The 14828-nt window shown below is 42.5% G+C and carries 11 protein-coding genes; 4 read left to right on the top strand and 7 right to left on the bottom strand.

Annotation, left to right across the window (positions count from 1 at the left end; genetic code table 11):
* Nucleotides 1-72: 72 nt before the first annotated feature.
* A complete protein-coding gene (acsA, locus tag NSS77_RS11825; protein ID WP_342471269.1) occupies nt 73-1797 on the bottom strand; it encodes an acetate--CoA ligase in 1725 nt (574 codons plus the stop codon).
* A 173-nt stretch (nt 1798-1970) separates the two neighbouring features.
* On the opposite strand from acsA, the gene NSS77_RS11820 reads away from it, so the two are divergent.
* From NSS77_RS11820 to NSS77_RS11810, 3 genes are read left to right on the top strand one after another with little or no spacing between them, the layout of a single operon-like run.
* On the top strand, nt 1971-2603 hold the full coding sequence (locus NSS77_RS11820; RefSeq protein ID WP_342468906.1) for a GNAT family N-acetyltransferase: 633 nt from the start codon (nt 1971-1973) through the stop codon (nt 2601-2603).
* 16 nt (nt 2604-2619) lie between these two features.
* On the top strand, nt 2620-3267 hold the full coding sequence (locus NSS77_RS11815) for an acetoin utilization AcuB family protein (RefSeq protein ID WP_342468905.1): 648 nt from the start codon (nt 2620-2622) through the stop codon (nt 3265-3267).
* The gene (locus NSS77_RS11810; RefSeq protein ID WP_342468904.1) at nt 3264-4430 is read left to right on the top strand and encodes an acetoin utilization protein AcuC; all 1167 of its coding nucleotides are present in this window, start codon (nt 3264-3266) and stop codon (nt 4428-4430) included. Before NSS77_RS11815 ends, NSS77_RS11810 begins: the two co-directional genes overlap by 4 nt.
* A 45-nt stretch (nt 4431-4475) precedes the next feature.
* Here NSS77_RS11810 and ccpA read toward each other — a convergent pair whose 3' ends face one another.
* Together ccpA and NSS77_RS11800 are read right to left on the bottom strand one after the other, a co-directional pair.
* Nucleotides 4476-5495 (bottom strand): catabolite control protein A, encoded by a 1020-nt coding sequence (ccpA, locus tag NSS77_RS11805; RefSeq protein ID WP_342468903.1) that lies wholly within the window; start codon nt 5493-5495, stop codon nt 4476-4478.
* Nucleotides 5496-5671: 176 nt separating this feature from the next.
* On the bottom strand, nt 5672-6760 hold the full coding sequence (locus tag NSS77_RS11800; protein WP_342468902.1) for a bifunctional 3-deoxy-7-phosphoheptulonate synthase/chorismate mutase: 1089 nt from the start codon (nt 6758-6760) through the stop codon (nt 5672-5674).
* Nucleotides 6761-6935: 175 nt separating this feature from the next.
* Here NSS77_RS11800 and pilM point away from each other — a divergent pair, with 175 nt between their 5' ends.
* Entirely contained in the window at nt 6936-9092 is a 2157-nt protein-coding gene (gene pilM, locus NSS77_RS11795; protein WP_342468901.1) for a pilus assembly protein PilM, read from the top strand.
* A gap of 78 nt (nt 9093-9170) precedes the next feature.
* Here the strand turns inward: pilM and NSS77_RS11790 are convergent, their stop codons facing one another.
* The 4 genes from NSS77_RS11790 to NSS77_RS11775 all read right to left on the bottom strand — a co-directional run bounded on the left by NSS77_RS11790 (nt 9171) and on the right by NSS77_RS11775 (nt 14769).
* Nucleotides 9171-9611 carry a YtxH domain-containing protein gene (locus NSS77_RS11790; RefSeq protein ID WP_342468900.1) on the bottom strand — a complete coding sequence of 147 codons (441 nt, stop codon included), beginning with the start codon at nt 9609-9611 and terminating at the stop codon, nt 9171-9173.
* Nucleotides 9612-9629: 18 nt separating this feature from the next.
* A complete protein-coding gene (locus NSS77_RS11785) occupies nt 9630-10100 on the bottom strand; it encodes a DUF948 domain-containing protein (RefSeq protein ID WP_342468899.1) in 471 nt (156 codons plus the stop codon).
* 140 nt (nt 10101-10240) lie between these two features.
* Nucleotides 10241-11548, bottom strand: coding sequence for a UDP-N-acetylmuramate--L-alanine ligase (gene murC / locus NSS77_RS11780; protein ID WP_342468898.1), 1308 nt, complete (start codon nt 11546-11548; stop codon nt 10241-10243).
* A 170-nt stretch (nt 11549-11718) separates the two neighbouring features.
* On the bottom strand, nt 11719-14769 hold the full coding sequence (locus NSS77_RS11775; protein ID WP_342468897.1) for a DNA translocase FtsK: 3051 nt from the start codon (nt 14767-14769) through the stop codon (nt 11719-11721).
* Nucleotides 14770-14828: the final 59 nt, after the last annotated feature.

Here is a 14828-nt window from a genome sequence, read left to right as displayed (position 1 = left end):
AAAATGAATTATCCTTCGGTGGATGCATAATTATTATCTTGCTCAACAAATCACATGGTGGATGGAGTAAGATTAATCATCTTCCATTGTGGATAAGTCGCCGGTTGGAAGATTCAACTCCCAAGCTTTTAACACGCGGCGCATAATTTTACCGCTTCGTGTTTTTGGAAGCTTATCCTTAAATTCAATTTCTCTAGGTGCTGCATGGGCAGCTAAGCCAGTTTTTACAAATTGGCGAATATCTTCTTTTAATTCTTCTGTCGGCTCTACCCCAGGTCTTAATACAATAAAGGCTTTGATGATTTCGCCACGAACCGGATCCGGTTTACCGATAACACCCGCTTCGACAACATCCGGATGTTCGATCAATTTGCTTTCCACTTCAAACGGACCTACCCGTTCACCGGCTGTCATGATTACATCGTCAACACGACCTTGGAACCAGAAATATCCGTCTTCATCTTTATATGCGGAATCTCCGGAAACATACCAAGTATCTTTTAAGAAATATTGTTGGTATCGCTCCGGATTTTTCCAAATGGCCCTCATCATGGATGGCCAGCCTTTGCGGATCGCCAAATTCCCCATCGTATATGGTGGCAATTCATTTCCTTCATCATCAACAATCGTTGCATAAACACCAGGAATCGGTTTACCCATTGAACCCGGTTTGATTTCCATGCAAGGATAGTTGCAAATCATGTGTCCACCAGTTTCTGTCATCCACCAAGTATCGTGAATACGATGTCCCAATTCTTTCATTCCCCAGCGAATTACTTCAGGGTTCAAAGGTTCCCCTACTGACAGTACATGTCGCAATGATGACAAATCAAATTGTTTTAAGACCGCTGTACCGGCACCCATCAACATTCTGAAGGCAGTTGGTGCACTATACCAAACGGTAACACCATATTCTTCAATGGCACCGTACCATCTTTCAGGACTGAAACGTCCGCCGATAATGACATTTGTCACTCCATTCAACCATGGACCGAAAATACCGTAAGCTGTTCCTGTTACCCATCCTGGGTCAGCTGTACACCAGTAAATGTCATCATCATGCAAATCCAATACCCAACGGGCAGTTTGATAGTGTTGAATCATTGCATTGTGGACATGCAATACTCCTTTTGGAGCGCCCGTTGATCCGGATGTATAATGTAAAAGCATTCCGTCTTCCCGATCAACCCAAACGATGTCGAAATCCCCGGATGCTTCTTCCAATCTTTTATTAAAATCTACAATCTTCTCATTTTCTTCCACTTGATCCCCGACAATAAACACTTTTTCTAAATGAGGCAGACGATCCAACGGCACCCGGTTCAATAATTCAGGTGTAGTTACAAGCGCCTTTGCCTCACTGTTTGATAGTCTGTCATACACCGCTCCTTCCATGAATGCTTCAAAGAGCGGACCTACAATCAAACCGCATTTCAATGCTCCCAAAAGCGCAAAGTACAACTCCGGAGATCTTGGCATAAAGATAAATAAGCGATCCCCTTTTTCAAGATTTGCATATTGTTTGAATACATTGGCAGCTTTGTTCGTCATGCGCTTCATATCATCGAATGTGTATGACTCTTTACGATCCCCGTTACTAAAATAAAGAGCCACTTTGTCTTTTCGATCTGATTCGGCATGACGATCGATCGCTTCATAAGCAGCATTTACTTTCCCCGTCTCATACCAAGTAAATGCCTTTTCAACTTCCTTCCAGTCGAAATTAGCGTAAGTTTCTTCATAATTCTTTAAATGATAATCCCCTGGTACAACTGCTAATTTCTCAGTCGTTTTCATCCCCATTAAATATCCCCTTTCTTTCTATGATATTTTACATTTTACAATGAATTATTATAATTAGCAAAATATTTTTAAGATTTAATGAATTTCTTTGTTTTTCGTAAAATTTCTGCTTTTGTACGCGTATTTTATCATATAATGTAATTAATAGATAACGGGGGTGAAGTTGATTGCTACATAAAAAAAGTTATCATTGTGCAAATATGGAAACGCCTCATGGCATTGTGACAGTCGAAGGGCCATTGCCGCCTGAAATGTTAGAAAAATTTGAATTTCATGAAAATTTAACATCTTTCCGTCCTCCAGAACAGCAAAAAAAGGCTTTGGTGGATATTGCCGGATTAGATGAAGGGAGAATTATTGTCGCCCGCAATAATAATACGATTATCGGCTACGTAACTTATTTATATCCTGACCCCCTGGAAAGATGGTCGGAAGATAAAATAGAAAATGTGCTGGAATTGGGCGCGATAGAAGTGATACCATCATATCGTGGAACCGGGGTTGGAAAGAAGTTGTTGGAAGTTTCTTTTATGGCGGATGAGATGGAAGATTATTTAATTTTTACAACGGAATATTATTGGCATTGGGACTTGAAAGGTACCGGGCTGAATGTATGGGAATATCGGCGAATGATGGAAGGTCTGATGAAAACGGTCGGTTTCGAATATTGCGCAACCGATGATCCGGAAATTACATCACACCCTGCCAATTGTTTGATGGTACGCATCGGCGAACGTGTGAATAATGAAACCATCACGCGTTTTGACAGGTTGCGTTTCAAATATCGGTACATGTATTGAAAAGGGGGACAAACACATGATCGTCGAACAAATCATGGAAAAAGAGGTGTACACGCTAACACCGAAGGATACTTTAAATGATGCCCTGAAATTGATGAGAGAAAAAAATATCCGCCACATTCCCATAGTGGATGAGGAAGAGAATATCGTGGGACTTATCACTTCCCACGACGTGAAAAATGCATTGCCTTCCTGTTTGAAAGAAGAAAACAATTCCGCCATTTACGATACACCGATCGAACAATTTATGGTGAAGGATATCATTGTGGGCCATCCCTTGGATTTTGTAGAGGATGTTGCATTAACCTTTTATGAATCAAAAATCAGCTGTTTGCCAATCGTATCCGGAGGGAAGCTGGTCGGGATCGTCACAACAACCGACTTGTTGACGGCTTACATTGAACTTACCGGAGCACATCAGCCTTCCTCCAAAATTGATATCCGGCTGAAAGATAAAGTGGGTACATTGGCGGATGTATTGACTTTATTTAAAAAACATCATGCCAATGTATTGAGCATTCTCGTCTTTCCTGATACGGAAAACGAAAACAGCCGCATCATTTCGATCCGTGTCCGGATGATGAATCCATTGCCAATCATCAAAGATTTGCGCAACAATGATTTTGAAGTGTTATGGCCCAATTTGCCAGGGGTGAATTTATGAAAAACGCAGTATTTGTATATTCACCGGATCAACTGAGCTACAAATTTTCTGAAAGCCATCCATTTAATCATAAGCGCTTAATATTGACAATGGATTTGTTGAAAAACATTGGCGCACTTTCTGATGAAGACATCGTTCCGGCAAGGGTTGCAACGGAAGAGGAAATCGCATTGGTCCACGATCCAAGTTACATCGACATCGTAAAAAAAGCGGGACAAGGTCTTCTAACCCCTGAACAGACGGAACCATACGGCATCGGAACCGAAGATACACCGATTTTTCCCAACATGCATGAAGCGAGCTGCTTGCTGGTGGGTGGCACATTGCAAGCAGTCGATTATGTCATGCAGGGAAAAAGCAGACATGCTTTAAATCTCGGCGGCGGGTTGCATCATGGTTTCCGTGGACGGGCAAGCGGATTTTGCATCTATAACGATAGTTCCATCGCGATCCGTTACATCCAGGAAAAATACCATGCCCGCGTCCTTTATGTAGATACCGATGCCCATCATGGCGACGGTGTGCAATGGACCTTTTATGATGACCCAAGCGTCTGCACCTTCTCCATTCACGAAACCGGTAGATATCTTTTTCCGGGCACGGGAAACATCAGTGAAAGAGGAAATGGACAAGGCTATGGAACATCTTTCAACTTCCCGCTGGAAGCCTTTACGGAAGATGACAGTTTCCTCTTGATCTATGAACAAGCCTTGAGAGAAGTCATTGATTATTTTAAACCGGATGTACTCTTTACCCAAAATGGAGCGGATGCCCATTATTTTGATCCATTGACCCATCTGAACGCTTCCATGAAAATATATCGGGAAATCCCCAAACTTGCCCACGAATTGGCCCATGAATATTGTGATGGACGATGGATCGCTGTCGGCGGCGGAGGATATGATATGTGGCGGGTTGTGCCAAGAGCATGGTCAATGATTTGGCTCGAGATGAATGATCTTCCGATTCCAACAGGAAAGCTTCCCGAAGAATGGTTGGACAAATGGCAAAAAGAAGCACCGGTGCCGCTCATCCCGACATGGGAAGATCCAAACCCATTGTTCGAACCGATTCCACGGAAAGCGGAAATTGAAGAAAAAAATGCGCAAATGCTCACAAAAGCTTTAAATATTATCCGCTCTGAAAAAAACAGCGGCCTATAAAGAAAAAGTGTAGACAAAATCACAAGAGACTTTGTCTACACCTTTTTATTTGTTTTTCATTGATTTCACTTTTACGGAGTCGCGCTTTTCAATACGATAAGGCAAAATGACGTTCTGATCCTTCACTTCTTCCTTGTTCAGGAATTTTGTCAATAATCTCATCGATACCGCACCAATTTCGTATAAAGGAAGTACGACACTCGTCAATTGAGGTCTCACCATGCGGGCCAATTTGGAGTTTTCAAAGCTGATGACTTCGATATCTTCCGGAACTTTTATTCCATGATCCTGTGCTGCATGGATGATTCCGATGGCCAACTCATCGCTTCCGGCAAAGTAAGCTGTTGGAGGATTTTCGATTTCATTCAATTCTTTCCACGCTTCCATGCCGCCATCATACGAATCGTCTTCGGCTACAATCAACGCTTCATCCACTTCCAATCCGGCGTCTTGCAACGCTTTTTTATAAGCTTCAAGTTTATATTTCGCATTGATTGTATAACTTAATGGTCCGCTGATGAAGGCAATGCGCTTATGGCCGTTGTCTATTAACATTTTTATCGCTTCATAAGTGGCTTGGAAATAATCGATATTGACTGAAGGTAATTTTTTTGATTCATCGATGGAACCGGCAAGTACGATTGGTACTGGAGAATTTTCCATTGTCTGAAGTAATTTTGGTGTTACCGCATCGCTCATCATGACGATGCCGTCTACTTGTTTCCCTAACATCGTATCAAGCAGGGATAATTCTTTTTCTTCCTTTTGGTCTGAATTCGCCAGAATGATATTGTAGCGGTACATTGTGGCAATATCTTCGATCCCGCGGGCAGCCTCCGCATAAATATTATTTGAAATATCAGGAATGATGACACCGACTGTCGTTGTTTTTTTGCTTGCGAGTCCTCTGGCGACTGCATTTGGACGATATTCAAGCCGTTCAATCACTTCAAGCACTTTTTTGCGGGTAGAAGGCTTTACATTTTGGCTGCCGTTCACTACCCGGGATACTGTGGCCATGGAAACATTCGCTTCACGGGCAACATCATAGATTGTAACAGTCAAAGGATTCCCTCCCTTTTTATTTATTATTGTCTTCATAATACGATATTTTGCTTAATTTTTTCAATACATAGGAGGAGTTCAAAAAAATATAATAATTATTGTTCATAATTAGGATATTATCACTACCCCGCCGAAAAGAAAAACTACCCAATCATGATGATTGGATAGCCGCATCATTATGCTTTGTATTCGTACTGTTTCATGAATTTTTGAAGCTCTTCGAAGAACTCGTCAAATTGTTTCAAATCCATTTGTTGTTGGGAATCGGATAATGCGACTGATGGATCCGGATGCACTTCCGCCATCACACCATCTGCACCAATTGCAATGGCTGCTTTTGCGCATGGCAACAATAAGTCACGGCGGCCTGTCGAATGCGTTACGTCAACAAATACAGGCAAGTGGGTTTCTTGTTTTAAAATAGGAACTGCCGAAATGTCCAATGTGTTGCGTGTAGCTCTTTCGTATGTGCGGATTCCGCGTTCGCAAAGCATAATGTTTTCATTGCCTTTGGACATGATGTATTCAGCTGCATGGATAAACTCATCGATTGTTGCTGCCAAACCGCGTTTTAGTAATACCGGTTTATTTGTTTCACCGACCGCTTTTAACAATTCAAAGTTTTGCATGTTGCGGGCACCGATTTGGATGACATCCACATAATCCAACGCTTCTTCAATATGCCCAGGTGTCACAATTTCAGTAACAACGGCTAAACCATACTCTTCTGAAATGCGTTTTAAAATTTTTAGTCCTTCCAAGCCCAATCCTTGGAAATCGTAAGGTGATGTACGAGGTTTGTAAGCACCGCCACGGATGAACTTCAATCCTTTCGCTTTGATGGAAGCGGCCACTTGGGCTGTTTGTTCGTAAGATTCCACCGAACATGGACCAAAGATGAATGTTGGCTCACCTGCACCGATTTTTTCGCCGTTGATTTCAATAATCGTATCTTCAGGTTTTTTCTTACGGGAAACAAGCAATTCTTTTTTCGTATCCGCTTCTAATTGTTTCAAAGCGGTTTTAAAGATTGTTTTAAAAATATAATCAACCGTCATTTGATTTAACGGACCTTTGTTATGCTTTCTCAACAAATCCAACATGTGACGTTCACGCAATGGATCGTATCGGTTGACCCCTTGTTTTTCTTTGATTTTCCCAATTTCATTTACAATTTCGGCACGTTCGTTGATCAATCGGAGAATTTCCAAGTTCAGATCATCAATTTGCTTGCGAAGTTCCTCTAATTTTTTTTGTTCACTCATATCCCTACTACTCCTCCCTACTTAAATACAACACTTTCAGAAGACTGAAATGTATGTTACATTTTAAGATAATATCCATATTATAATCAAGAAAATTCCGAATGTCACGTCTTTTAATTTAGCGCTTCAACTCGTGAAAGTATATGAAGCTATTTTTAGAAAGGAAGTGGTTTTATTGAGTTCCAAAATATTCGCTTTGGACATTGGAACCCGGTCGGTCGTCGGAATTATTTTGGAAGAAGAAAACGACCATTATCATGTTGTCGATATGCTGATGAAAGAACATAAAGAACGGGCGATGATTGACGGTCAAATACATAATGTTTTATACGTGGCGGAATTAATTAAAGAAATCAAAGATGAGTTGGAAAAAAAACACGGCCCTTTGACGAAAGTCAATGTGGCCGCTGCCGGACGGGCGTTGAAAACCGAACAGGCCCGCGTGACAACGAATATCGCAAACCGCCCCATTTTTACGCAGGAAGATATCAATCGTCTGGAATTGCAGGCCGTGCAACAAGCGCAAGTCCAACTACTCGGGAAGCAGGAAAATGACTCAAACCATTATTATTGTGTAGGTTATTCCGTCCTGCACTATATCCTTGACGGACAGGAAATCGGAAGCCTCTTGGATCAACGGGGAAATGAAGCTGCGGTCGAAGTCATCGCCACTTTCCTTCCCCGGATCGTCATCGAGTCATTGTTGGCGGCATTAAAGAGAGCGGATTTGGAAATGGAAGCTTTGACTTTGGAACCCATTGCCGCAATCAATGTCCTGATCCCTCCCACAATGCGACGCTTAAATGTGGCGTTGGTCGATATAGGGGCAGGTACATCGGACATCGCCATCACAAACAACAACACGATCATTGCCTATGGTATGGTGCCGACAGCGGGCGATGAAATCACTGAAAGTCTATGTGACCAATATTTGCTGGACTTCCCTGTTGCAGAAGCCGTCAAACGAAAATTGAACACGGACGAAACCGTTACCATTCAAGATATTTTGGGATTTGAACAGGAAATCCCAAGCGAAGAAGTGATCCAAACCATTGAGCCGGCCATTAAACAATTGGCGACTGCCATCGGTAATGAAATTTTGAAATTGAACAATCAAGTTCCCCCAAAAGCCGTCATGCTCATTGGGGGAGGAAGCTTGACGCCGAAACTGCCGGAAGAACTTTGCCATATATTGCAATTGCCAAAAAATCGTGTGGCGGTACGGGATATCAGTGCCATCCAGAATTTAACGAAAGATGAATCCATTGAAACGAGACCTGACCTTGTAACACCTATCGGCATTGCCATCGCCGCCAGAAAATATCCTATTCACTATATGTCTGTCACAGTCAACAACCAGGTTGTCCGGTTATTCGAAACAAAAGAAATGACGGTAAGCGATGCCTTCCTGGCGGCAAACATCAGTGCAAAACATTTATACGGAAAACCGGGACAGGGCATTTCCATCACCATTAATGGACAAGATATATTTGTTCCGGGAGAGCATGGAAGTCCGGCAACCATATTGGTGAATGGCGAGGAAGCTTCCTCAAAAACACCGATCCAGGATGGCGATGAAATCACCGTCATCCCTGGTGAAGACGGAAAAAATGCACAAGCGACAATCCGTGATATCATCGACCAGGCTTCCACGAAAAAAATCCAATTGAATGAACAAACTTATTTTGTCGAACCGATTGTTAAATTAAACGGGGAACCATCATCCCTCGATAAAGAGTTAAAAGACCGGGACCAAATTCTTTTCCAACCGATTGAAACCATCCAGGATTTCTTGGAGCATATCCATCGGCATGATCTTATTAATTCTCAAACTTTCATCGTCAAAGTTGACGGTCAACCGGTGTATATGCCTGAATACACTGCAAGTTTTCTCTTAAATGGACGGGCTGCAAAATTGTCTTATCCGATTGAAGATGGTGATGTTTTAACGATTCAAGCGCCGACATCCCCTCCAACCGTTCAGGCTGTTTTTGATCAATTGAATATCCCTTTGGAGGACTCCATTACTGTAACATTTCAAAATCAACCATTGGAATTGAAAAAAACCAGATATGAAGTCCTCATGAACGGACTGATTGTACAACCTACCTCAACGGTATATAATGGCGCTTCGTTGCAAGTGATCGAAAAAGACCCGAGTCCTTGGACTTTCCAAGATGTATTCAAATTTTCAAACTGGAAAATTCCTGAAGATTTCAAAGGGCAGTTTTCAATCCTTCGAAACGGCGAACCGATTTCTTTCGACACAGAAATTTTTGGCGGGGACATATTAGAGATTCGATTAATTGGACATCCTGCAGTGAGAAAATGATCTATCGCTTATAGAACAAAAAGAGCAAATTGGAAAACCCGCTGTTTTCCCAATTTGCTCTTTTCTTTGTTTATCCGTTTAGATCGATGATGGACGGGCCACTTCCGAAATATCTGCGCCATCATAGGCATCATTCAGATTTTCCTCATATGAAACCGTACCGTCATCAAACACTTGAGGAGATTTGTCTTTTTTCGATTTCACTTTATCCACTAAATGGGATGACTGCTCTTTTATTTGGCTTGACAGTTGGGCGGTTTTTTCTTTCGCAGTGGATGTCAGAACGATCCCCTTTTGCCGAATATTGCTGGCTTGCTCTAACACATCACTGCGCAAATCTTTCCCTGTTTTCGGAGCCAGTAACAATCCGACCGCTGCGCCTACAATTCCTCCGACGAGTGCGCCGATGACGAAATCTTTCATATTGATTGTTTCCTCCTCTCTGGTCTCCTGGACAAGAGATTCTTGTACTGCTTGTTGGTCTTTCACTTCGTTGAAATTTGTTTTATCCCCCGGCATTTGCCTTCCCCCTTTTTTTTATTTCCGGCGCTTCACTGACGTACCAGATTGATCCGCCGCTTCAACCACATCCGGTTGGGCTTTTCGTTGTTTCCATCTTTCAGCGATATCCATCACCACATTGCTCCATTGAACAACCTGGGCAATTTTTTCTTCATTTTTGTCCACTTCTTTGGAAATGGAATCCGTAATTTTGTTGATGGAGTTGTTTAAATTATTGATGGAAACTCCTATATTTTTAACCGCATCCACCACAGTGTTCAGTTTCTCTGATTTTTCCGCAATGTCAGCAGCTAAAGTATTGGTCTTTTCCAACAGAAAAGTCGTTTCGCGGGTGATTCCCTCCATTTGTTTCTCCATGCCCGCAACCGTTCCTGCAATACTTTTCAATATTCCTTTTAAAGAAAATAATGTAGCACCTATGCTAATGCAAAGTACCAGGAAAGCAATTGCAGCAACCAGTGCCGAGATATATAAGATCACTTCCATGCTGAAGACCTCCCAAAATTGATAGCTTCTTTAATATTATTCGACAAAATTTTTATTTCTCCTTCTACTGTTAAAAAAAGGAGCGTTTTACAGCTCCTTTTTTGTCCGTATTGAAATATTTTCGCCACATTTCAAAAGGACTATGCACCCGTTCTTAGTATGTCTTCAAATGCTTTTTGGTATTTGTTTACATCCCCTGCTCCCATAAAAAGAAAGACAGCATCAGAATGTTTTTTCAAATTTTCAATTCCTTCATTACGGAGGATTTCGCTTCCATCAATCAGCGCCGCCAAATCTTCTATCGATAAATTTCCGTTATGTTCACGGGCTGAACTGAATATATCACATAAATAGACAGAATCCGCCATTTTTAAACTATCGGCAAACTGCTGCAGAAATGCTTCCGTTCTGCTGAATGTGTGAGGCTGGAAAATCGCCACGATTTCCCGGTCCGGATATTTTTGTCTCGCTGACTGAATCGTTGCCACAATTTCGGTTGGATGGTGCGCATAATCATCGACAAGAACATTATTGCCAATTTTCGTCTCCGTAAAACGTCTTTTTACACCATGGAACGTTTTCATGCGTTCTTTGATGATGTTTACCGGAACCCCTTCATAGTGGCATAATGCGATGACGGCCAACGAATTCAGGATGGCATGGTCTCCAAACAATGGAATGAAGAAACGATCATAATATTCATTGCGGACATATACTTCAAAACTGGACCCTTCTGTTGTTTTTTCAATATTTTTCGCTATGAAATCATTCCGATCTCCAAACCCGTAATAGATTACCGGCACATTGGCTTGAATTTTTTGCAAATGCTCATCGTCGCCCCAAGCGATGATGGCTTTCTTCACTTGAAGTGCCAATTCTTGAAAAGCTGAAAAAACATCTTCAATATCCGAGAAATAATCCGGATGATCAAAATCGATATTGGTCATGATTGCATAATCTGGATGGTAGGCAAGAAAGTGGCGCCGATATTCACAAGCTTCCATCACAAAATATGACGCATCTTTTTTTCCTAATCCTGTACCGTCCCCGATCAAGTAAGATGTCGGCTTATAACCGCCGATCACATGGCTCATTAAGCCGGTTGTCGTTGTTTTTCCATGAGCGCCCGTAATGGCAATCGAAGTAAATTTCTTTATATATTCCCCTAAAAATTTATGATAACGGATCACATCAACGCCCAGTTCCTTTGCACGAACGATTTCCGGATGACTGTCAGGAAAGGCATTCCCTGCGATGACGGTCATTCCCGGCTGGATATTGTCAGGATCGAATTTTAAGATTTTTATATTTCTTTCTCTTAAAGGCTGTTCGGTAAAGTAATACGTTTCGACATCCGAGCCTTGCACCGTTTCGCCGGAATCAAACAATATTTGAGCAAGTGAACTCATTCCCGAACCTTTTATGCCTGTGAAATGATAAATTGTCATGTTCAAAAACCTCCCAGGGATTAACCCTAATGAATAAATATTAAGTTTATGTCTAGTTTATACATTTTTAGTAATTCAAAAACCTATACCATTATAGCACGGTTTTATTTATTCGTTCGAAAAAAATGAGAGGGGGCCAGCCCCTCGTATTGCCGCGGAAGCATTTCCGATCAATCGAATAGCTCCGCCAAATCCGATTCGGTAATGTAAACTTCCCTCGGCTTGCTCCCTTTTTGTTCAGATACAAAACCATAGCTTTCAAGCATCTCTATCAATCGGGCCGCCCGATTGTATCCGATGTGATATTTTCTTTGAATTAAAGAGGTGGATGCCGCACCTTGTTCAAATACAAACCGGCATACGTCTTCAAACAATTCGTCCTGCTCTTCCACCATCTCCACTTTTTTCAAGAGTTCCTCTTGCTCAAAGAAATAATCAGGCTCCCCTTGCTCTTTCACATGTTGAATGATCGCTTCAATTTCATCATCCGTCACAAAAGTGCCTTGCAAGCGGATCGGGTCGCTCATCCCGTTTCCTAAATAAAGCATGTCGCCCCGCCCAAGCAACCTTTCTGCGCCTTGGCTATCCAAAATCGTGCGGGAGTCGATTTGAGAAGATACAGAAAACGCAATGCGCGTTGGAATATTCGATTTGATCAAACCGGTGATGACGTCAACGGATGGACGTTGTGTAGCGACAATCAAATGGATGCCGCAAGCCCTCGCCTTTTGGGCAATCCGGCAAATGGATTCTTCCACATCATGCGGAGCCATCATCATCAAATCCGCCAATTCATCAATCACAATTAAAATATAAGGCAGTTTTAGACGGAGTTTTCCTTCTTGTTCCACCAGTCTATTATATCTTGGCAAATCCCGTACACCTGCATGGGCGAACAATTGATATCTCCGTTCCATCTCATCCACCGCCCACTTCAACGCCGCGGTAGCCGCTTTTACATCGGTAATCACCGGGCTGACAAGGTGCGGAATATGATTATACGGCGCCAATTCCACCACTTTTGGGTCAATGAGCATCAATCGCAATTCACTCGGTTCAGCCTTCAACAAAAGACTCACTAAAATGGAGTTGATGCACACCGATTTTCCGGATCCGGTTGCCCCGGCAATCAATCCATGGGGCATTTTGCGCAAATCGATTGTCACCGGCGTCCCCGTTAAATCTAAACCTAGGGCAGCCTCCAATGGCGAATCCGAATTTAGGAACTGTTCGCTATTGGCCACTTCCGATAATCGCACCGCCCTGGAAATGCGATTTGGTATCTCAATCCCGATGGTGTTTTTTCCCGGAATTGGTGCCTGGATGCGGATATCTTTCGCAGCAAGGGCAAGCTTTAAGTCATCCGCCAAATTGCGGATCTTGCTAACTTTCGTTCCATGCCCCACTGTAATTTCAAACTGGGTAACCGCCGGGCCTTGCATAATCGATTCCACTTTGGCGCTCACTTGGAAATAGGACAAAGTTTCCACAAGTTTTTCCGCCTGACTCTCCATCCATTCATAGTCTTCCGTCGATGTTTCCGGAGGTGTCAAATAACTGAGCAGCGGCTTGATGTAATGGGATTCATTACTTTCCGCCGGCTCGTTCAATGTTTCATGGCGGTTGGTCCCGCTTCCCGATTGATCATCGGCCTGAGTCGAATGTTCAAATGGGTTGATTGCATTTTCACCCTTTATTTCCGACCCTAATGTATTTTCGTGGTTTTTCAGCTCGATTTCAACCTTTTTCTCCGTCAATCCATTATGATTGTGCTGGTTTTTCTCCCCGGTTTGCCATTGCATTCTTTTCGCCAATTTTTCTTTATCCGACTTTAACATGATCACGTTAAACGGTATCGGCTTTTTCCTCGTTTGATTGTCATTCGCCGCAGAAGATTCCTGCAGGGATGCGGGATGACTTCCTTCATCGGAATCCTCTTTGGAAGAAAGATGAACTGTCGCTTCCCCGTGGGAGAATCCCCCGGTTTTTGCCCCCATTGTTTCTGAAGCGCGATTGTCAGAGACATGGAACCTTTCATCTTCTAATGCTGTCGAAAAATCTTCCGTTCGGGGATCCATTTTTTCGTTCAGAGGATCTGCTTCAACCGGTGACGGCTGTTCTTGCTGTTCTTGTTCAACCCCTGCCTCTTCCTGTTGATCCAACCCGTCATCCACAACGCTTCCCACCGGAAAATCTGGTTGCACCTGCTCATTTGGCAACGGTGGAACGTCCCATTCGCCAACGCTTTCGGATGGTGAATATTCTTCATCCTCTTCTTCATATAATGGGTTGTCAATTTCTTCTTGAACATCATTCAATCCAATAGTTTCGGAATCCCGATCATGATGTTCTTCCGCGGCATGCCATTCATCCGAAAATTGCGCCGCCTTCACTGTTTCTTCATTTGGGGTTTCCACCAATATTGGCACACTTCCGCCATTTTCTACGAAATCCTTTTCGACATTGCCGGATGGGGCATCCGTGAATTCACCTTCTTCAATCGAAATCGACATGCTTTCTTTCGTTTGATGAAGGATTTGTTCGACTTCTTCCTTCACTTTTTCAATCTGTTTATCAAGTTCCTCTACAACCAGTGTGCCCGGGCTTTTTTCAATCGTCGCCGATACTTCTTCTTTTCCATCAGGATTTTCCTGCTCATTGGTTCCGCGTTTCTTGGCCAGCAAGGCATTGATCGGTTGTGGTTTTTGAAATCCATAAACCGGTGAAGGGACATCGGTTGGGATAAATCTTCTTCGATTGAACGGCATTTGGACTTTTTCTTTTTCTGCGGGTTGCTCCTTCTTTTTCTGTACAGGTTTCCGTTTATTTTCCTTCTCCAACAATCGCTCGGCGTATCGAGGGGGGACCTTATGTTTCGAACTGGCCGATTTTTTCTTATTTTGTATGCGCATTTCCAATAACTCGTGTATTCTTGATACTTCCACATCGTAGATCAATGAACCCTTCTCTTGTTGGGGCCCATTGTTTATAGGGAAATTGTTCTTTGTGTCTATCGGTTGATTGATAAATTCATTTTTTGGCCGCTGCAACTCTTCATCCGGAATCAATGGAAAACGAAACTTTGGTCTTTGCTGCTCTTTTTCGTATGTATGTTCTTGCAACTCTTCTTCTATCTCATGATGGTCGTATTCTTCATATTCTTCCATCATCTCGTCATTTTGGAAAAACCATTTATTCAATGTCTTTTTGAGCCATTTCATCGGTAATCACTCTTTCTAACGTTAACCTCTTTATAATTATATGATAATAATTGGTCATG

The sequence above is a fragment of the Ureibacillus sp. FSL K6-3587 genome, from assembly GCF_038593165.1.
Classification (GTDB): domain Bacteria; phylum Bacillota; class Bacilli; order Bacillales_A; family Planococcaceae; genus Ureibacillus; species Ureibacillus suwonensis.
This window is presented reverse-complemented; position numbering and strand designations above follow the sequence as displayed.

Excerpts from the sequence above, each read along its gene's own strand:
- acsA (WP_342471269.1), bottom strand. The coding sequence starts at position 1,797 with ATGAAAACGACTGAGAAATTAGCAGTTGTACCAGGGGATTATCATTTA.
- NSS77_RS11815 (WP_342468905.1), top strand. The coding sequence starts at position 2,620 with ATGATCGTCGAACAAATCATGGAAAAAGAGGTGTACACGCTAACACCG.
- NSS77_RS11810 (WP_342468904.1), top strand. The coding sequence starts at position 3,264 with ATGAAAAACGCAGTATTTGTATATTCACCGGATCAACTGAGCTACAAA.
- NSS77_RS11800 (WP_342468902.1), bottom strand. The coding sequence starts at position 6,760 with ATGAGTGAACAAAAAAAATTAGAGGAACTTCGCAAGCAAATTGATGAT.
- NSS77_RS11790 (WP_342468900.1), bottom strand. The coding sequence starts at position 9,611 with ATGCCGGGGGATAAAACAAATTTCAACGAAGTGAAAGACCAACAAGCA.
- NSS77_RS11785 (WP_342468899.1), bottom strand. The coding sequence starts at position 10,100 with ATGGAAGTGATCTTATATATCTCGGCACTGGTTGCTGCAATTGCTTTC.
- murC (WP_342468898.1), bottom strand. The coding sequence starts at position 11,548 with ATGACAATTTATCATTTCACAGGCATAAAAGGTTCGGGAATGAGTTCA.
- NSS77_RS11775 (WP_342468897.1), bottom strand. The coding sequence starts at position 14,769 with ATGAAATGGCTCAAAAAGACATTGAATAAATGGTTTTTCCAAAATGAC.